A 19,718-nucleotide genomic window follows, 5' to 3' on the forward strand; every position below is an offset into this window, starting at 1 on the left:
ATCAACAAGCCGCTAATAGCCAAGTTGATAGAAATGTTCCATAGTGACTTTATCCCAGCAATAGCTTACTGGTGCGAGAGAAATCTTCATCAATATTTACCTTACTGCCATTGGCGCTCGTATGCGCCCAATGTGGTGACTTGTCCTTCAGAAACTTTTGCTAATACTTGATTCCATCTGGCTTGCTCAGTGAATGACTCCGGGTCGGATAAAAAGCTATCGATAGCTTCACGCCAAACCCGGGTTACTTGTTCCACATAAGCGGGGCTGCGTTGTCGGCCTTCTATTTTTAGTGATTTAATACCAGCAGATGCGAGTTGTGGAAGCAGGCTTAAGGTATTTAAGCTAGTAGGGGACTCTAGTAAGTAATTTGCTTGAGTTTGGTCTTCGGCAATATAGCGCCCTTTACAGACGACTGGGTAGCCAAGTTGCTGATCAACACCTGTGGTATCAATAAGCACTTCATTTAACCGTGTTAAACACTTGTCTCCTTGCTCTTGCCATCTTACATGTCTAGCGGGGGAACATGAACCACCAGTGTTGGGGGACTGGCCTGTAACATAAGAAGATAAATGACAACGGCCTTCAGCCATAATACATAAACTACCAAATGCAAAAACCTCTAGATCAACACTGCTATTTTTGGCCAAGTCTTTAACTTGCTTAATCGATAACACGCGAGGTAAAACCGCTCGCTCAATATTGAAAGCCTGTTGATAGAAGTCTAATGCGGCTAGATTGGTGGCACTGGCTTGAACTGATAGGTGCAAGGGTAAATGAGGGTAGCGTCGATTGGCGTAATCCAATAATGATATATCGGCAGTGATCAGTGCATCCATCCCTATGTTTGCCGCTAAATCGATAGCTTGATACCAACGAGACTCCTCACCAGGTTTCGGAAAGGTGTTTAAGGTTAAAAATACTTTTCGACCTTGGCTATGGGCAAGCTTAGTCGCTTGTTTTATTTGATCAGGGGTAAAATTGAGTCCCGCGAATGAGCGGGCATTGGTGTCGTCTTTTAAACCTAGATAAACCGCATCTGCACCAGCTCTAAAAGCGGCTTTTAACGAGGCTAAATTTCCTGCGGGGCACAAGAGTTCCATTTTCTCTCTCTCTAATTGCTGTTGCAAGGGAGTGTAAAGTTGAATGACGTCACATGAATTGATTTGAAACAGGTTTCAATTGATAAAATGTGAGTAAACTAGCTTAAATATAATTCTAGGCAGTGTAGGAGTATCAATGTCTCTCGGTTTTTCCAGTAAAGTCGCTAAAAACGTATTAGGTTTAGCACCCAAAGTGGCCACACAATCTTTATCGGTTGTGCCTGAAAAAATGAAATTAGATTTGTTAGCTAAATTGCTGACTTTGACATTATCAGAGCAAATCAAATTTGGTGAATTAGATTTTTTACAAGCTAAGTGGGTAGCGATTTCAGTGCAAGATATTGGCTTACATTTTGAAATTAGCTTCGACGGAAAATTGCTATTACGTCCACTGACTAAAGCCGATGTTACTTTTACAGCAAATGTGCCGGAGCTATTATTGGTTGCCGCGGCAAAAGAAGACCCTGATACGTTATTTTTTCAGCGTAAACTCAGAATTGAAGGGGACACTGAATTAGGCTTAGAAGTGAAAAACCTATTATTGGGTATCGAACTAGAATCATTGCCTCAACCTGTTCGTTTAAGCATTGAGAAACTCGCTATCACGTTGCAAACACTGCAAAGCTACTCAAATGACACTGCGATGGCATAAGACCAGCCTAACGATAAATTATAAAGTTTGAGCAATAAAAAAGGCGCTATCTAAGCGCCTTTTTTGTCTCTAATGCTTGAACAGCTGTGTCGCCTTCAAGTTTAATCGAGCGAGATTAAGTTAAACCTTGCCTGTAATGACTTGGTACTTATATTTAAGCTCTTCAGGCGTTTCAACATGGGCTGGATCGGGATCAATACAATCAATAGGGCACACAGAAATACATGTCGGCTTGTCATAATGGCCTACACACTCTGTGCACAGGGCAGGATCGATTTCATAAATCTCCTCGCCCATAGTAATTGCTTCATTAGGGCACTCAGGCTCACACATGTCGCAATTGATACAGCTATCGTCGATTATTAAAGCCATAAGTATTACTCTGCTGGTGCGCTTTCTTGATGCGGATTACGTGAATCTTGTCCTTGGGGAAGGTTTCGCATCAAAATTGCTTTATCTAATTCAACTTCATCAGGAACGGCTAAGAAAACAAAATGGCCGGAACCTAGCCCTGCTTCCACTGATTCACCTTTGCGGTTCACTAATTCTGATATCGTTAAGGTTAAATTCCCTTGTGGTGTCATCACTTCAACACTGTCACCCACTAAGAATTTATTTTTAACATCAATTTCAGCAGCACCTGACTCATTACGTTTACCGGTAAATTCACCGACAAATTGTTGGGTGTCACTAATCGAATAGCCATAATCATAGTTTTGGTATTCATCATGAACGTGACGGCGCAAGAAACCTTCGGTATAGCCACGATGCGCTAAACCTTCAAGGTTATGCATTAAGGTGCGATCAAAGTCGTTACCAGCAACAGCATCTTCAATCGCTTGGCGGTATAACTGCGCCGTTCGAGCAACATAATAGAATGACTTAGTACGGCCTTCGATTTTTAATGAATCCACACCCATTTTAGTCAAACGCTCAACATGTTGGATTGCACGCAAATCTTTAGAGTTCATGATGTAAGTGCCATGTTCATCTTCATAAGCTGGCATGTACTCACCAGGACGACCTGGTTCTTGTAGTAGCACGACTTCATCTGATGGCTGGCCCGCACCTAAGGTTGGAGTTTCAATTTCTACACCATTTTGATCGACAATACCTTGCGGATTAACTGCAATAATGTCGCCTGTTTCGGTTTGTTTCGCTTCATGAACATCATACTTCCAACGACAAGCGTTAGTGCATGTTCCTTGGTTAGGATCGCGTTTGTTGATGTAACCAGAAAGCAGACAACGACCCGAGTAAGCCATACACAATGCGCCATGAACAAACACTTCTAATTCGATATCTGGACATTGCTGGCGAATTTCTTCAATTTCATCAAGGGAGAGTTCACGAGATAAAATCACGCGTTTAATACCTTGCTGCTGCCAAAACTTAACCGATGCCCAGTTAATCGCGTTTGCTTGAACGGATAAATGCACTGTTTGATCAGGGAAGGCTTCTCGCACCATCATGATAAGGCCAGGATCTGACATGATCACCGCATCAGGTTTCATATCAATCACAGGTGCCATATCACGGATATAGGTTTTTAACTTAGCGTTATGTGGGGCAATATTACTGACCACATAAAGCTTTTTGTTTAGCGCATGGGCTTCTTTAATCCCCATGGCAAGATTTTCCATTTTAAAGTCATTATTTCTAACGCGTAAGCTATAGCGAGGTTGACCTGCATATACCGCATCTGCACCGTAGGCAAAGGCGTAACGCATGTTCTTTAATGTTCCTGCTGGAGACAATAGCTCTGGTCTAAACATAATCACTCTCAATTTGATGGAAATTCACGCATAGCGCGGGGGGCGGCATTTTACTTAAGTATGGTTGCTTAATGCAAATAATTCCTCTGTGATTGTGGGGTTTGTCTAATTTAATTATGACTAATAAAAGAAAATGGTTTATAAAAGATTACTGCTTTTTCTTTATTCAAATAAACCACATAACTGATATAATCCGAACAAAGCAATAACAATAGAATAACAGGCGGAAAGTATGACAACTGAACACCAACTTTTGGTCGGACTATTAAAGAAGCTTAAAGATGATGCTTTAGTGCTTCCTACACTGCCAGAAGTCGCTATGCGTGTGCAGGAAGTTGTAGCGCAGCCCGATTCAAGCTTAAAACAAGTCGGTGACATTATTGGCCAAGATGCAGCGATTTCTGCACGTATTATTAAAGTGGCAAACAGTGCGCTATATAGCCGTGGTAACAAAGCCGAAAATATCAGTGCGGCAGTAAATCGCATTGGCTTAGTGCAAATTAAATCTATTGTGACATCTGTAGCACTTGAGCAATTGTTTATCTCTACCAATGAAATGGTGTGGGAAGTGATGGATGAAGTATGGCAAACCTCAATTGAGGTGACTGCATCATCTGGAGCGATGTTAGCCATTTACAATAAACGTAACCCGAGTAAAAAATTAGATCCTGAAACATTAACCCTAGCAGGCCTGGTACATAATATCGGTGCGCTGCCAGTTTTGTCTGAAGCAGAAACCAAACCTGATGCTTTTACCAGTATTGATCAACTGCGTGGTTTAGTACGTAAAATGCAAGGCCCAATAGGCCGAGCCATTTTAAAAACATGGGACTTTGCTCCTGAAGTGATGGAAGTGGTCGAGCGCTGGGCTGATTTACATTACATGCCAGAGAAAGTGACGTATTTAGACTTTATTCGTTCTGCGTCTTATTACACTGGTGAATTAAGAGCAGGTGTTGAACTTGAGCAGCGTCTAGATATATTTGCTACACGTGGTTTGCCCGTGACACCAGAAGATTTAGAAAGTGATGAATTTTTAGATGTTTATCATTCGATTAAGCAGAGCTACCAATAACAGTGCCATTAAAATTTTTTACCAATAATGTTAATCTGGTTTTTGATGTATTTAGTTAGCTTTTATAGCGCTTTAATAGCACTTTTTAGAGATTTTGTTTAGAGCTTTTATTTTGTTTAGAGCTTTTATTTTGTTTAGAGCTTTTATATAGAATCGTTATACATTTTCCCGATTAACCTAATGGACATTTATCATCGAATAAGGAGCAATAAATTGTGTTAAGCATTGAAATTATCATTGTGTTATTTATCGTGCTTATTCTGATATTAGGGATTGTGATTGGCGGCTATTTTCAGCAAGGTAAATTTATTGCTGAATTAACTCAAACATTAGAATCCAATAACGCGACTCAATCGCCGTTAAATTTCAAACATACACCCCGTGCATTTAAACCCCTAGTCCGTAATATCAACCTGTTCCAACAAAATAACCCAATGACACTTGAGCGAGATAAACTGACTGGTTTGTCTAATCGAGTTGGCTTTAAACGAAAAATGTTTGCCAAAATGCCTGCAACGGAAGGCATGTTAGTGCTGGTGGACATACAGCAGTTTCGATTTGTGAATGACTTATTTGGCTTTATTTTCGGCGACCAGTTACTTAAATCCTTTGCATTACGAATTAAAGGTTTAGCTAACCCTCCTCAGTTTGTCTCTAGAATGAACGGCAATGAGTTTTTATTGTTTTATCCTCAAGTCATCTCAATCTCTGAATTAAATGTAATCAAGCAACATCTTCAAAAAACATTTGAGATAGAGCAAACTCCGATCAGTATTAAGGTGCAGCTTGGGGTATTAGAATTACACGAACATCATGCTGATGTAAGTTTGATGCTAAGACGATTAGATTTAGCCCTTAAAAAGGCTAAGGTGAGCCACAAAGATATTGCTTTTTATAATCAAGATGATGATAAAGCTCAGTATCGTGAGCTGATGATTATAAATAGCTTACCTAAAAGCTTGAAGCAGAATCAGCTTCATATGGTATATCAGCCTAAACTAGATATCAGCACAGGAGAGTGCTCACAGGTAGAAGCATTAATTCGATGGGATCATGACGGTTTAGGTAATATCCCTCCTACAGAGTTTATACCACTAGCTGAACATACTGGCATTATTGATTTAATCAGTAAATGGGCGCTAGAGCAGGTGCTACAGCAACAAGTGAAGTGGCTTCAACAAGGAATAAATATTAAAGTCGCTGTGAATCTATCGACTAAAGATTTAGAAAACCAACATCTACCTATAGATATCAGTAATTTGTTAATGCAGTACAAGGTTCCTGCTGAAAACTTGATGATTGAAATTACCGAAAGTGCCTTGATGTTAGATTTAGCCAGAACCATTGAAACGCTGAAAGAAATTAGACAATTAGGGGTTAAAATAGCCATTGATGATTTTGGTACAGGCCACTCTTCATTAGCATATTTACGCCACCTACCAATTGACGAAGTCAAAATTGATAAAGCATTCTTGGATGATTTTAATTGCGATCTTCAAGCAAATAAAATTGTTAAAACCAGTATCGATTTAGCTAAAAGTCTTGGGTTTGATGTAACGGTTGAAGGGGTTGAAACCAAAGATGTTTTCGATACTTTAATTGAATTTGGCACTGATACGATTCAAGGTGAATATGTTAGTAAGCCACTTATCGCCAACGAACTTGAGCTACGTTTCTCGCAGCTCATCAAGAAACCTTTTGTAAATTTACCTACTACCCATTAGCTATACTATCCATTAGCTTTACTATCCATTAGCTTCATTATCTATGCCTCATTAGACTAAGTCTCATTACCTATGTCTCATTAAAACTAAGCCTCATTAAAACTATGTCTCTTTAACTAAGTCTCAATAACGACAATAGTATTGAGGACATCTAGTTGTTGAAACAAAAGAAAGAGAAGGAACAAGAGCAACCCATTTTCAACTCTAGTTCCATTATGAGCGAACTACACCAACACCAACAGCTACACCAACAACACATCACCACATTATTGTCACAATCGAAGTTATAAGGTTATTAACTAAACTTTTCCCGTAACTGTTCAATTAAGTTGATTGGCATTGGCGCCATTTGGCGTTGCTGGTTCATACAAACCATTTCAATAGTTGCAGTTACAGCAGGCTTTTTAGCATTAGGGCGCCAAATTTCTTGTTGCCACACAGTGCGATATTTACTTTCAAAATAATATTTAGTTCTGACATCGATAATATCAGCAAACTCAACTCCATCATGGCAGAGCATGTCAGTACGATATACCGCAAAACCTAATTGCTGTTCTTGCCACAAAATATTAAGCACATTAGCGCCAATGACATGTTCTCTTGCTCGTTCAAAATACTTTAAGAAGTTGGGGTGGTATACCACGCCAGAAAAGTCAGTATCTTCATAATATATTTGTACAGGGAAGTGAAATGTAGGGCTATATTCAATTGTTTTTTGAGTCATTATGATTATGTAGTAGGAAGCAATGAAAGTTATTGTCGCTTATTTGGAAGGGATACAGTAGCGCTATTTCGCTAACCTTACAGAATTCGAACCTCATCAGACCACAAGTGTTGATAAAAAATCATTAGTTTTCTTTATTTACTGTTTGAAAGTTTTAGTTAGCCTTTAATCCCTTTTACTTTCAGTAGTAAGAGCGGCACCATCGATAAGCATTTTGCTCGCGAGAGGCTCTGCAATCGCAGGGCTAAATAAATATCCTTGACCCGTCATACAATCCAACTCTATGAGTTTAAGTCTTTGCATGTCGGTTTCAATACCTTCTGCCACAATGTCCATATTGAGCTCAGTACCTAGATTAATGATATTTCTTAGTACCACTTCAGTAGCATGATTTTCCAGTAACCCATTTAAAAATCCTTGATCGATTTTTAAGGTATCAAGTGGGAAATGGGTTAAATAGTTCAATGATGAAAAGCCTGTGCCAAAATCATCTAGGGCAATACGCACCTTGAGTTTTTTTAGTTGCTTAAGTACAACTTCAGCGGTGTCGAAGTTTTCAATCAGTAACGACTCCGTTATTTCTAATTCAAGCTTTTCAGCAGGGAAACCTGTTTTTAGTAAGATTGATTCTATTTGCACGCAAATATCAGGCTGAGACAACTGAATAGTTGATATATTGACTGAAATATTATCCTTTAATAACCCTTGTTGGTGCCACTTTTGTCCGTCCGTACACGCGCGCAGTAACACCCAATAACCTATTTCAATTATCTGGCCATTGCTTTCAGCTTCGGGGATAAATTTAGCGGGTGATATAAGTCCCTCACTTGGATGGTACCATCTTAGTAAAGCTTCAAATGAACATACCTCACCAGTCAACATATTCACTTTAGGCTGGTAATGGACCTGAAATTGGTGACCTGCTAATGCCGTTTTTAATTGCTGCTTAATGGTGGTTTTTTCAAGTAGCGCTTGCGATAACGATTCATTGAAAAAGTAAGCGCCATTTCGGCCTGCATGTTTTGCAGCATACATAGCCGTGTCGGCATGTTTTAGTAAAGTCTTAGAGTCAAGGCCATCTTCTGGGAAGCAAGCAACACCGATACTGGCTGAACTGGTAATCCAGTGGGCTTTGATCTGATAACCGGTATTAATACAGGTGCGAATTTGCTCGATAATATTGATGAGCTTTGCTTGGCTACCTGGATGTTGAATGATTATGGCAAATTCATCACCACCTAATCTTGCCAGCAAGTCATCTTTGTTAAGGGTATTTGATAGCCTTTTACTGACTTCAATAATGAGTTCATCGCCAATGTCGTGACCCATAGTGTCATTGACCTCTTTGAAATAATCTAAATCAATGAACACAATTGCAGCTGGGTTCTGGGCATTTGTCACGGCCAGCTCTAACTTTGCATTAAAACGAAATCGATTTGAGAGTCCTGTAAGGCTGTCGTAGTTTGCTCGATTACTGAGTTCGGTAATTTTTTGGTAGCGAGTAAACAGATATAGAATAATCAGTAGAGTACAGATAGCCATTAAGGTAATAATGGCGTAGAACCACCATGCTTGTTTAACTTCAAACTCAAACGTAGCAACATGAGGACTCCAGCGACCATCACTGTTGCTTCCTTGGGCAACAAAAGAATACTTACCAGCATTTAGGTTGGTGTAGGTGGCGGAAGTGTTGCTGCCAGCATAAACCCAGTTGTCATCAAACCCCAATAAACGATAGCGATATTGAATTCTATTAGGTGCGGTAAAATCCATTGATGCAAAGGAGAATTGGACAATATTTTGTTCATAATCCAATTGAACATCACCGACTTTTTGGTTGCTGTTAGGGCCTAAAAACTGTTCATTGGCAATTAGCGCAGAAGTGATATGGACCTTGGGTTTGAAGCTATTACTTTTGATAGCTTTAGTGTCAATTTTATACAGGCCATTATTAGAGCCTAGATATAAATGGTCGTTTTTCATCGCTATCGCAGAATCTGTAAATGAGCTGCCTTTTTCGTTAATCGCACTTGGATATTGGGTCACCTCAAAGGTATCAATATTCATTTTGGCGAATTTGGATTGCGAAGTGACCCAGACAAAACCATCTCCATTGCCTGCAACACCTCTAAGTGTATTAGTAGTAAAACCATATTCTTTATTGAAGTATCTGATTTCAATAGGATCTTGCCACATCTCTCCCATTTCGATACGTGCTAGACCCAAGCCTTGGGTGGCAACCCAAATATGATTATTTTCATCTTGATAGAGTTTAACGGTTCTAATATTTTCTGTTTCCGAGCCGAGTGATAAATGCTTAACCTCAAAAGTCTCAGGGTTCACTCTGTAAATAGCGTTGGTTGTTGCTAACCATAGCTCGCCGTTATGGATAAATTGCTTATCAAATGTGAAGTTGCCCCCAGCGGCATAAGAAAAATCATGCTCAGTCAGTAGCTGCTGTTTAATTCCTTCTTGAGGATTAAATAGGATCAACCCCACATCTAAGTAACCGGTGATCCATACATCGCCATTGTTATCGGGTAGCGTTAAATAAAAGGGACTATTAGGGAAGCCATAAGGATTATCAAGCGCATTACTATAATGTGTTAAGGTTTCATCAAGCGTGTTAAATACAGACAACCCATTTGCACTGGCAATCCAAAGATTTTCGTCATCGTCTTTAATTGCACTGTATGGCATTGAAATTGGTGCGTCTGCAATCGGGTTTAATTTTATCGCTTCGGTTTTATCGTTGATGAGATTTATTTTTTCTGATGTTGTTACCCAGATATCTTTGCTTTTATCGGTATCAATCCAGTAAGTGAAAGAGCTAGATAATTCAGGGGAGAAAGGATGAGGTTTAAAGATTCGGGTGCCATGTTTAAACGGGGAGTAGTAAGAAGCTCCCATAGTCGTGGCGAACCAAATACCGCCTGATTGATCAAGCTGCAATTCACTGACCGTATTATCAGCAATAGAGCTAGGATTATACGCTTGATGTTGTATGTGGGTATAGCTCATTGTGTCTAACGTGACTTTTGTAGCCCCTTTATCATGGGCTAACCAAAGAGTGTTGTCGTTTTCAAGGGTGAGGTCATATATTTTATTTGAGGCAATTTGATCAATAGATGGATTATTCTCATCGATAACATAAGCAATCATTTCCATGGTCTTGGGATTGAAATCGATTAAACCTTGCTGATAAGTTGCTAACCAAACTTGCTCGTCTGATATCACTTCAACAGCATTGATTGATCCTGTCATGATCTTATTGGTATCAGGATCTGAAGATGTGACTAAATCTAACCGCCTGGTGTCCATGTTGATTGTCGTGAGGCCATAGTCTGTGGCAACCCAAATTGTATCTTTATAATCACTAAAAATACTGTAAATGGAAGTATCGTATTGCTGACCATTTTCATCAAAAAGCGAAAAGCCTGTGAAAGTGTTTGTCTGCGAATTATATAAGCTAATTCCTGAACCTGTGCCTATCCAGATATTATCTTGCTTATCTTCGTAAATTCGGGTTATCCAACTAGAGCCGAGATTATTTTCACTGGTCTGCATATTGTGCAAAACCATTTCATTGTTTGGAGTGAGCTGATTCAACCCATCTTCAGTACCGATCCAAATATTGCCGGCTTTATCTTCATAAATATCGGTGACATAGTTGTTTGAGATGTGGTTTATTTCATTTGGTGAGAACTGGAAGTGAGTGAAGTTGATACCGTCGTATCGACTAGCACCACTGTCAGTGCCAAACCACATATAACCGCTACGTTGCTGATGGATTGTAGTAATACTAGAGGAAAGTAAACCATCACTTACATTGAGTGTTTCAAGCTGGAATTGTTCAGCATAGGCTAGTGTAAAAATGCCGAAATAGACACAAATAGCAATGACAATACACTGTAGTTTTTTTGCCCGCTGAAACATCAACTTCTCTGCTACTCATAATTGAAACTATAACGTAATTGTTACATAAAAAGATGTCCCATGGAATCATGTCTGGTAGATAAGCTTGTTTGAATTTTTTCCTTTAACTTATTGTTAACATTTGCTTTTGAAGGTTTTTTTATATCTATTTGATATTGGTGATGTTTGATAACAACTCAAGATATTAAGCTTAAATAAATTCAATGGCTGCACAAATTTAAAAGCAACTGAGTCTGATTTTTAAGCTAGCAAGATTACAATAAAAGGCTGGATTCGATAGGTAAATGACTGCCGACGACATCAAGTAAAGACTTAGCGGTTAGGCTCGAAACACTAATTACTTGAGTATCACATCCATATTTCTGCGCCACTTTCGCCATTAATAAATCAAAGTCTCCATCGCCCGAAAGTAGAATGACCTTATCAACGCGTTCAGCATAATCTAAAACGTCGATGGTTATGCCAACATCCCAGTCGCCTTTTGCACTGCCATCACTTCGTTGAATATAGGGTTTGAGTTTAACGTCAAAACCAATGTGCCTTAGTGCATCTTGAAATTTGACTTGGCCATCGTCAGCTGGGGCGATGGCATAAGCAAAAGCATGCTCTATTTGAGCTTGTTGACTCAACATTTTAAACAGCGCACGGTAATTAAAAGAGCGACCATAAGCTTGTTTACAGGTGTAATAAATGTTTTGTACATCTACAAATACTGCTACTTTTTCCATTATTACACCTGTTTAGTCATTTACGCTTAAGCGCTTTTTTGTTTTTGCATCTCAATAGCATCATTAAGCTGTTGCTCAACAAACCCTGGTGATTTAGTGGTTCCAGATATGAGTCTATACATGGCTGGGATCACTAATAAGGTCACTAGAGTAGCAAATGCCATTCCAAAGAACACTACTGTACCAACCGCGATTCGACTTTCAGAGCCAGCACCCGTCGACATGATTAAAGGAATCGCACCAATTAACGTGGTGAATGCCGTCATTAGAATGGGTCTTAAGCGTCTTGCTGACGCATCCACAATGGCTTGTTCTAGCTCAAGTCCTTTGTCACGTAATTGGTTGGCAAATTCCACAATCAAAATACCATTTTTAGTTACCATACCAATTAGCATGATCATACCAATCTGACTGTAAATGTTCAGACCTTGACCTGTTAGGTATAGGCCTAAGAAGCCACCAAATATTCCCATCGGTACGGTAAACATGACAACGAGTGGATTAATGAAGCTCTCAAATTGAGCCGCTAGCACTAAATAAGCCACCAATAAAGCTAAACCAAATACAATGAAAATGCTGCTTTGGTTTTCTTTAAAGTCTTTAGACTCACCGGTATAAGAAACTGTAATGTCACTTGGCAGCATTTCAATTGCTTTAGCATCAAGAAAATCTAACGCATCACCTAAAGTATATCCAGCGCCTAAGTTCGCTTTTAAGGTGATCGACTTTTGTTTGTTAAGGTGACTTAGTTTCTGCGCTGAGGCGACTTCATCAATCTTAGTAATAGTATCTAAGGTAATCAGTTTACCTGTCGATGTTCGCATATATATCTGGCTTAAATCGGCAACACTATTGAAGCTGTTTTCATCACCGCGCAAATATACATCATACTCTTCGCCACGTTCAATAAAGGTGGTTTCACTGCGGCCACCTAACATGATTTCTAAAGTATCAGAAACCTCAGTGACGCTGACGCCAAGCTCTGCTGCACGTTCGCGATCGACTGACACAAGTAATTCAGGTGTGGTTTCTGCGTAATCAAGATCTGCACCTTCTAGAATAGGGCTTAAATCAGCTTCAAGTTGTAGCTTCTGAGCCCAGTCGAACAGCTCGTTGTAGTCAGAACCACCAAGAACAAACTGAACAGGCTCACTCGATTTACCTCTAAACCCAGGTAGCATTGGGCGCACCATGACATCAGGTATGCCCTCAAGTGCTTTAGCTACAACGCCTAGTGCTTGTTGAGCATTGATATCACGATCTTTCCACTCCTCAAGTTGAATGATCACAAAACCGGTTTGGTCACCAGCTCGGCCACCAAAAGCTGGGGCTTGAGTACTGAATGATTTGAACACGCCATTGCCTAACATAGGCATTAAACGCTGCTCTACAATATCCATGTTAGCCGACATGCGGTTATAACTAGTGCCTTCAGCGCCTTTGATGAAGGCAAAAATCACTCCACGGTCTTCTTGCGGTGCAAGTTGCGCAGGAACTTGATTCAATAACCAGCCACTACCCACAAGACAAGCAATAATGACAACAGGGGCAGCAACGCGATATTGAACCGCTTTTGAAACGACGCGGCGATATTGCTGCTCTAGTTTATCGAATATGCTATCAACCCAAAGGTTAAAGCGATTTGGTTTTACATTGGCTTTGAGTAATTTACTGCCCAGAACAGGGGTTAATGTCAAAGCAATGAGAGAGGAGAACAAAACCGACACCGCGAGCATCACTGAAAATTCGGTAAAGAGTAAACCGACCATACCTTCCATAAAGGATATTGGTAAAAATACCATTACCAATACCGCAGTGGTTGCCATTACTGCAAAACCTACTTCACGGGCTCCTTTGTAGGCAGCAAGAATCGGTGGCTCACCTTTTTCAATGTGATGGAATATATTTTCTACCACCACGATCGCATCATCCACCACTAAGCCAATGGATAGGATCAGCGCCATTAATGTAAGCAAATTAATGGAGAAACCAAAGGTATTGGCGGCAATAAAAGCTGAAATCAAAGACACTGGCACAGTGACTGCTGGAATGAGTGTGGCGCGCACTTGTCCGATGAATATGTACAGCACCAAAATGACTAAAATCGCTGTAATAATTAAGGTGTTATATACTTCATCAATAGAGCGAGAAATAAAAATAGTAGAGTCATAGTCAACGACTAATGCTGTGCCATCAGGCAAGAACTCTTGAATTCTATCGACTTCTTTGTGTACCAATTTAGCCACATCAAGCGGGTTAGCATCAGACTGAGCAATAATGCCTAAACTAATATTGGGGACACCATCACTTTTAAAGGTCGAGTTCTCGTTTTCAGCACCAATAAACACGTCTGCGACATCTTTAAGATAAATAGGAGTACCATCATCTGCAGTACGGACAACTAAGTAATCAAAATCATCAGGGTTATTGTACAGTCGAGCCGTTCTTACGGTCATTACTGTCGTGTCATTACGTACTTCGCCACCGGGCGTTTCAACGTTTTCGGTTTTGAGCGCTGACACAATATCATTGGCCGATACATTTCGACCTGCCATTAGTTCAGGTTTTAACTGAACGTACATGACTTTGTATAAACCGCCTGACAGTGAGATAGAGCTGACGCCAGTGATTAAATTAAAGCGATCTTCGAGCACGCGTTGGGAGTAATCAGTAAGCTGAGTACGATCCATCATCGAAGAGCTTAAATTGACGTAAATTGATGGTTCACCAGAGCCGTTATCTTTCGATACCACTGGGTCATCTGCTTCATCTGGCAAACGACGTTGAGCACGTGCTACCGCATCACGAACATCACTGACGCCTTCTGTTAAATCCCAGCCTAATAGGAAGGTCACAGTAATACGTGACATGCCGTTTCGGGTAACAGATTCGATTTCATCTACACCACTGATACCCGTTAGCTCATCTTCAATGGTGGTGGTGATCTGACTTTCCATAATCGTGGCTGATGCGCCACTATAGGTCGTCATCACCGTAACAACAGGGTTTTCGACGTCAGGCATTTCTCTTACTGACAATTTTGACAGTGAAACGAGACCAAATACGCCAAGCAGTAAACTTAAAACAATCGCGACAACAGGTCTTTTTACAGACACATCAGAGAGCCACATTAACTTTTCTCCAGTTGAGCATTAGTTGTTGTGTCGGTAGATTTTTCTGAGGCCTTTTCAGAAGTTTCATGGGCTAAACGTGAGGCTGTTCCTTGCTGCTCAAGTACATCAACAGATACACCATCACGCATATTCACCAGCCCTTGTACAACTACGTTATCGCCAATATTCAAACCTTCAGTAATCAGTACCTCGTTATCAATACGAGCGCCTAAGATGACTTCGGTGCGATTAGCAATATTGTTGCTATCAACAAGGTAAACAAAACGTTTAGTGCCAGAGTACTCGATAGCCTGAACTGGAATAACAGGCTCAGATACCGCAGGGAAATTAAGCGTTGCCGCCATCATCATGCCTGGTTTTAATTTATTGTCAGGATTAGCAAATTGCACTCGTACACGTAAGTTTAACGTGTCTTGGTTAATACGTGAGTCAATGGCAATGATTTCGCCGTTAAACTCTTGAGATGGCCATGCACGGCTTTGGGCTGAGACTTTCATGCCATTTGAAAGTAATGACAAGTAATGCTCAGGAACTTGTAAATCGAGTCTCATGGTTGATAGATCGTCGAAAGACAATAGCTCAGTACCCACTGAAATCATTTTGCCTACGCTGAAATCGATTAATCCAGCCGAACCCTTAAAAGGAGCATTGAGTGAGTGATAATCTAAATCCGCTTGAGCAGCAGCAAGTCTTGCTGCTGCCATATCAACACTGGCCCGTTGAGCATCTATTTCTGTTTGGGTAATAGCATTGCTTGAAATCAGTTTCAGGAATTCTTTGAGCTTACGTTTCTCATCGGCAAGGTAAGCAGCTGCTTCTGCGGTTGCAGCTTTAGCTTTGGCATCATCAAGCTGAACGATAACTTGGCCTGCCTGAATATCTTGATCTGGCTTAATTAAAATCTCACTGATTTGTCCTGCCACTTGAGAAGATATGTAAACAGACTGCTCTGCATCAAGTTTACCAATAAGTGATAAAGACTGAGATAGTTCATGCTGATCAACAACACCTGTGACAACGGGTATTGTTTTTTGGGCTTTCCCTTTTGCATGGGGTTTAGCTTTATCCGCCTGGGATAAGCCGCTAAAAGACACAACTGCAGCGATGATACTGCTTAATATAATAAGAAATGCCAATTTTTTCATTTTATGAACTCTAAGAAAGATCAACAGACCGATTGCTGAATTGCGGACTATTTTAATCAAAAAAAGGCATATAAGAGTAAAGGAATGTAAAGCAAAGCAGATAAGATTGTAACTAAACATGCTGATAACAAAAGTGTTTATATAAATAATCGTAAGTGTTATTAAACGATCTCAGTTGTTACTCTTTAATTACAAAATAAGAGGTTTGTGACTTGAATTGAACGGTGATTTTTTATCGAAAATTAAAAAGCCACCTCAATTTAGAGGTGGCTAAAAGTGTGTCAGCAGAGCTAAATATTAAACAGCGCTTTAAAGCTTAGCTGATGGGCTCGAATCAAAACTTTCTTTTTGTTCAGCGGTTGCAGGTTCGATACCCATGAAGTACTCGTAACCCTTATCTTGCATACTTTTTTTAGGTTTATTGGTTGAAGCGTTAACATTACTGTTTAGCATATCAGTAGGTTTTGGCTTCATTTTCATTGTCTGCTTTTTATGATCACTTTTAGGTAAAGTCACCATGTCGTTATTTTGAGCAGTGTTATTAAAGTTATAACTGAAGACGCCGTTGCCCTGAATAAACTCAACACTTGATTTATCTTCCGACTGATAAGAAGCTAAAATACCATGTTGACCGAGTGGAACCTCATGAAACAGTTCACGACCCGTACCAATTTTTATCCCGTCAACAAACCAGTCTGCGGCCACATTACTCACTAAGGTAATCATGGCTGACTTAAGACCTAATTGTTCATTAATTAATGAATCGATTTTACTGTTATAAGATGGTTTAAAAGCCATTTTAATCTTGTAGTTTAAATTACCACTCATGTTCATGCTGGCATCAACAACATCGTATGATAAAAGCACGCTGCGTTCATTTAAAAATGGGTCAGTTTTAATGGTATTGGTAACAATGTAACTTTCTGAATCTTTCAAACAATCATTAATTGATTGAAACTTAGAGCATAATGTCGAACCGTCTAAATCAACAGATTGAACCGTATCAGGTTTAGACACATCGGCGATGACTCGCTTAGTGATTTCACTTTTAAGTGCTGCTAATTGCTCATCCTTATTGGTACGAGTGTTATTGATAACATCGTATTCAGCCATGATAGATTTATATTCTCTTTTAAGAGACTTGCCATCGATATCGTATTTGGTTTCAAGTTGATCAATTTTAAGGACTAATGTCTCGAGTTCTTTATAAAAAGAATCGAGGTTAGAACGAGACAGGATTCTGGTCGGCAACTTAGAGACTAAATGTTCATACTCAGTTTGCTTACTTTTAATTTCGACGCTCAGTGCATAATAATCAGATTCTTTCTTCTTATGAGTCGATAACTTATCGTTCGCTGAAATAAGTAAACTATCAATATTATATTTTTGCTCAATTTCTTGTAGTTTTTGAGTTTCACTACTAGAAATTACCTCTAAACCAAATGAGCTACTTGCGTAAAAACATAATAAAATAAAAGCAACTTGACTGTATCTCACTGATTTCTCCATTTTTATTTGATTTAGTGATGTATAACCTAAAGCTATAGTCATCGGTTAACAGTTAAATAAGCCGTCAATATTTTTATAGTACTTAAGTTAATTTGTCTTTACAAATAGATTATGGTTTTTTGACGCTTTTTTACAATGATGTCACAGCGATGAGTTGCAAAGGCTTGTAAAAGGGTTTTATTGATACGGTGCGATACTAAGATTGGTTATTTAAGTGTTTGTTAATGCAGTCTAATTGAACTGTAACTTAAGGAACAAAAAAGTGACTTTTATCTATTGATATCACTTCTTAAATAAGGGGGGTAAATTGCTCAGCAATAGATAAATGTAACTAACTTATTAATATAGTGTCATTCGTCATTTTTATGACATCGCAGTTTCTAACTGTTGTTTTCAGCTGTTACAGTCTATTTTTTGCCTTAAACATAAAAAAGCCCCAATTTAGACAATTTGCTTTAAAGAGCCATTGTTTAAATTGAGGCTTAATGTTTTAAAAGCTGAATGCCAACGATAGCAGCATTAATTAACTTTTACTTGCAAGTGCTTACTTGACAATACGCTTGTATTTAAGGCGGTGAGGCTCAATGGCTTCAGTACCTAAATGTTCCTTTAACCACGCAGTATATTCAGTGTAGTTACCTTCATAGAAGTTAACTTGACCTTCGTCGCGGTAATCTAAAATATGGGTAGCAATTCTATCTAAGAACCAACGGTCATGAGAAATGACCATGGCACAACCAGGGAACTCAAGTAAGGCTTCTTCTAATGCTCGTAGCGTTTCAACATCCAAGTCATTGGTTGGCTCATCGAGTAGTAATACGTTACCGCCAGCTTGCAATAGTTTGGCTAGATGAACACGGTTACGCTCACCACCAGATAAGGTGCCAATGATTTTTTGCTGGTCGCCACCACGGAAGTTAAAGCGGCCTACATAGGCGCGACTTGGGATCTCGGTGTTATTGATGCGCATGATATCTTGGCCGTCGGAAATTTCTTGCCAGACAGTATTTTTATCATTCATCGAATCACGGAACTGCTCAACTGAAGCAATTTGCACTGATTCACCCACTTCGATGCTGCCGCTATCTGGTTGCTCAGCACCAGAAATCATCTTAAATAATGTCGACTTACCCGCGCCGTTAGCACCGATAATACCGACAATGGCGCCTTTAGGTACTGCAAAAGTTAAGTCATCAATTAATACACGATCGCCATATGACTTAGTTAAATTATTCACTTCAATGACTTTATCGCCTAAACGAGGTCCTGGTGGAATAAACAGTTCATTGGTTTCGTTACGCTTTTGATAGTCGTTGGTATTCAATTCTTCAAAGCGAGCCATACGGGCTTTGCCTTTAGATTGACGACCTTTAGAGCCTTGACGTACCCATTCTAATTCTTTCTGAATCGTTTTTTGGCGAGCACTTTCAGTAGATGTCTCTTGTTGCAGACGAGCATCTTTTTGCTCTAGCCACGAAGAATAGTTGCCTTCCCACGGAATACCTTCGCCGCGGTCAAGTTCTAAAATCCAACCTGCTGCATTATCCAAGAAATATCTATCATGGGTAATGGCCACGACTGTGCCGGTATAATCTTGTAAGAAGCGCTCAAGCCATGCGACTGATTCTGCATCCAAGTGGTTGGTTGGTTCATCGAGTAGCAACATGTCTGGCTTTTCAAGTAATAAGCGACAAATAGCGACACGGCGACGTTCACCACCGGAAAGTACTTCGATTTTTTCATCCCAATCTGGAAGGCGCAGTGCATTGGCAGCTCTGTCTAAAACCACATCAAGGTTATGTGCATCTTGAGATTGAATAATTGCTTCAAGCTGACCTTGTTCTTTGGCTAACGCATCAAAATCTGCATCAGGTTCAGCATATAAGGCATACACTTCATCTAAACGAGTCAGTGCATTTTTAGCTTCGCTTACTGCTTCTTCAATCGCTTCTCGAACTGTTTGTGATTCATCAAGCTTTGGTTCTTGGGGAAGGTAGCCAATTTTTAGATCTTGCATCGGGCGAGCTTCGCCTTCGATTTCAGTATCTAAACCCGCCATAATTCTAAGTAAAGTTGATTTACCTGAACCGTTTAAACCTAAAACACCAATCTTGGCGCCAGGGAAAAAACTAAGGGAAATATCTTTAAGGATTTGTTTTTTAGGCGGAACAATCTTGCCCACTCTAAGCATGCTATATACAAACTGAGCCATA

The 19,718-nt window shown here is 39.8% G+C and carries 13 protein-coding genes; 3 read left to right on the forward strand and 10 right to left on the reverse strand.

Going from position 1 to position 19,718, the window contains the following annotated elements:
- Positions 1 to 101: 101 nt before the first annotated feature.
- Complete coding sequence (gene ubiU / locus FNZ24_RS12590; RefSeq protein ID WP_153914829.1) at positions 102 to 1,103, reverse strand: ubiquinone anaerobic biosynthesis protein UbiU; 1,002 nt, start codon at positions 1,101 to 1,103, stop codon at positions 102 to 104.
- A gap of 136 nt (positions 1,104 to 1,239) precedes the next feature.
- Here ubiU and ubiT point away from each other — a divergent pair, with 136 nt between their 5' ends.
- Positions 1,240 to 1,755, forward strand: coding sequence for a ubiquinone anaerobic biosynthesis accessory factor UbiT (ubiT, locus tag FNZ24_RS12595; RefSeq protein WP_153914830.1), 516 nt, complete (start codon positions 1,240 to 1,242; stop codon positions 1,753 to 1,755).
- Between the two features lie 120 nt (positions 1,756 to 1,875).
- Here ubiT and FNZ24_RS12600 read toward each other — a convergent pair whose 3' ends face one another.
- Both FNZ24_RS12600 and yegQ read right to left on the reverse strand, forming a co-directional pair.
- Positions 1,876 to 2,127 carry a YfhL family 4Fe-4S dicluster ferredoxin gene (locus FNZ24_RS12600; protein ID WP_153914831.1) on the reverse strand — a complete coding sequence of 84 codons (252 nt, stop codon included), beginning with the start codon at positions 2,125 to 2,127 and terminating at the stop codon, positions 1,876 to 1,878.
- A gap of 5 nt (positions 2,128 to 2,132) precedes the next feature.
- On the reverse strand, positions 2,133 to 3,530 hold the full coding sequence (yegQ, locus tag FNZ24_RS12605) for a tRNA 5-hydroxyuridine modification protein YegQ (protein WP_153914832.1): 1,398 nt from the start codon (positions 3,528 to 3,530) through the stop codon (positions 2,133 to 2,135).
- 232 nt (positions 3,531 to 3,762) lie between these two features.
- On the opposite strand from yegQ, the gene FNZ24_RS12610 reads away from it, so the two are divergent.
- Both FNZ24_RS12610 and FNZ24_RS12615 read left to right on the forward strand, forming a co-directional pair.
- On the forward strand, positions 3,763 to 4,605 hold the full coding sequence (locus FNZ24_RS12610) for an HDOD domain-containing protein (protein WP_153914833.1): 843 nt from the start codon (positions 3,763 to 3,765) through the stop codon (positions 4,603 to 4,605).
- A gap of 215 nt (positions 4,606 to 4,820) precedes the next feature.
- The gene (locus tag FNZ24_RS12615; protein ID WP_153914834.1) at positions 4,821 to 6,329 is read left to right on the forward strand and encodes a putative bifunctional diguanylate cyclase/phosphodiesterase; all 1,509 of its coding nucleotides are present in this window, start codon (positions 4,821 to 4,823) and stop codon (positions 6,327 to 6,329) included.
- A 295-nt stretch (positions 6,330 to 6,624) separates the two neighbouring features.
- Here the strand turns inward: FNZ24_RS12615 and FNZ24_RS12620 are convergent, their stop codons facing one another.
- The 7 genes from FNZ24_RS12620 to ettA all read right to left on the reverse strand — a co-directional run bounded on the left by FNZ24_RS12620 (position 6,625) and on the right by ettA (position 19,717).
- Positions 6,625 to 7,053, reverse strand: coding sequence for a thioesterase family protein (locus tag FNZ24_RS12620; protein ID WP_153914835.1), 429 nt, complete (start codon positions 7,051 to 7,053; stop codon positions 6,625 to 6,627).
- A gap of 165 nt (positions 7,054 to 7,218) precedes the next feature.
- A complete protein-coding gene (locus FNZ24_RS12625; protein ID WP_153914836.1) occupies positions 7,219 to 10,989 on the reverse strand; it encodes an EAL domain-containing protein in 3,771 nt (1,256 codons plus the stop codon).
- A 254-nt stretch (positions 10,990 to 11,243) separates the two neighbouring features.
- A complete protein-coding gene (locus tag FNZ24_RS12630) occupies positions 11,244 to 11,717 on the reverse strand; it encodes an NYN domain-containing protein (protein ID WP_153914837.1) in 474 nt (157 codons plus the stop codon).
- Positions 11,718 to 11,743: 26 nt separating this feature from the next.
- Entirely contained in the window at positions 11,744 to 14,848 is a 3,105-nt protein-coding gene (locus FNZ24_RS12635) for a multidrug efflux RND transporter permease subunit (protein ID WP_153914838.1), read from the reverse strand.
- Positions 14,848 to 15,996: an efflux RND transporter periplasmic adaptor subunit gene (locus tag FNZ24_RS12640; protein ID WP_153914839.1), complete on the reverse strand. Its 1,149-nt coding sequence runs from the start codon at positions 15,994 to 15,996 to the stop codon at positions 14,848 to 14,850. The genes FNZ24_RS12635 and FNZ24_RS12640 overlap by 1 nt, the downstream gene beginning before the upstream one ends.
- Before the next feature lie 309 nt (positions 15,997 to 16,305).
- Positions 16,306 to 17,493, reverse strand: coding sequence for a hypothetical protein (locus tag FNZ24_RS12645; protein ID WP_194945062.1), 1,188 nt, complete (start codon positions 17,491 to 17,493; stop codon positions 16,306 to 16,308).
- A gap of 556 nt (positions 17,494 to 18,049) precedes the next feature.
- Entirely contained in the window at positions 18,050 to 19,717 is a 1,668-nt protein-coding gene (gene ettA, locus FNZ24_RS12650; protein ID WP_153914840.1) for an energy-dependent translational throttle protein EttA, read from the reverse strand.
- Between the last annotated feature and the right edge of the window lies 1 nt (position 19,718).

This window comes from Shewanella sp. TC10, assembly GCF_009663145.1.
Lineage (GTDB): Bacteria > Pseudomonadota > Gammaproteobacteria > Enterobacterales > Shewanellaceae > Shewanella.

Excerpts from the sequence above, each read along its gene's own strand:
- FNZ24_RS12630 (WP_153914837.1), bottom strand. The coding sequence starts at position 11,717 with ATGGAAAAAGTAGCAGTATTTGTAGATGTACAAAACATTTATTACACC.
- ubiU (WP_153914829.1), bottom strand. The coding sequence starts at position 1,103 with ATGGAACTCTTGTGCCCCGCAGGAAATTTAGCCTCGTTAAAAGCCGCT.
- FNZ24_RS12625 (WP_153914836.1), bottom strand. The coding sequence starts at position 10,989 with ATGTTTCAGCGGGCAAAAAAACTACAGTGTATTGTCATTGCTATTTGT.
- FNZ24_RS12620 (WP_153914835.1), bottom strand. The coding sequence starts at position 7,053 with ATGACTCAAAAAACAATTGAATATAGCCCTACATTTCACTTCCCTGTA.
- yegQ (WP_153914832.1), bottom strand. The coding sequence starts at position 3,530 with ATGTTTAGACCAGAGCTATTGTCTCCAGCAGGAACATTAAAGAACATG.
- FNZ24_RS12600 (WP_153914831.1), bottom strand. The coding sequence starts at position 2,127 with ATGGCTTTAATAATCGACGATAGCTGTATCAATTGCGACATGTGTGAG.
- FNZ24_RS12640 (WP_153914839.1), bottom strand. The coding sequence starts at position 15,996 with ATGAAAAAATTGGCATTTCTTATTATATTAAGCAGTATCATCGCTGCA.
- FNZ24_RS12610 (WP_153914833.1), top strand. The coding sequence starts at position 3,763 with ATGACAACTGAACACCAACTTTTGGTCGGACTATTAAAGAAGCTTAAA.
- ubiT (WP_153914830.1), top strand. The coding sequence starts at position 1,240 with ATGTCTCTCGGTTTTTCCAGTAAAGTCGCTAAAAACGTATTAGGTTTA.
- ettA (WP_153914840.1), bottom strand. The coding sequence starts at position 19,717 with ATGGCTCAGTTTGTATATAGCATGCTTAGAGTGGGCAAGATTGTTCCG.
- FNZ24_RS12635 (WP_153914838.1), bottom strand. The coding sequence starts at position 14,848 with ATGTGGCTCTCTGATGTGTCTGTAAAAAGACCTGTTGTCGCGATTGTT.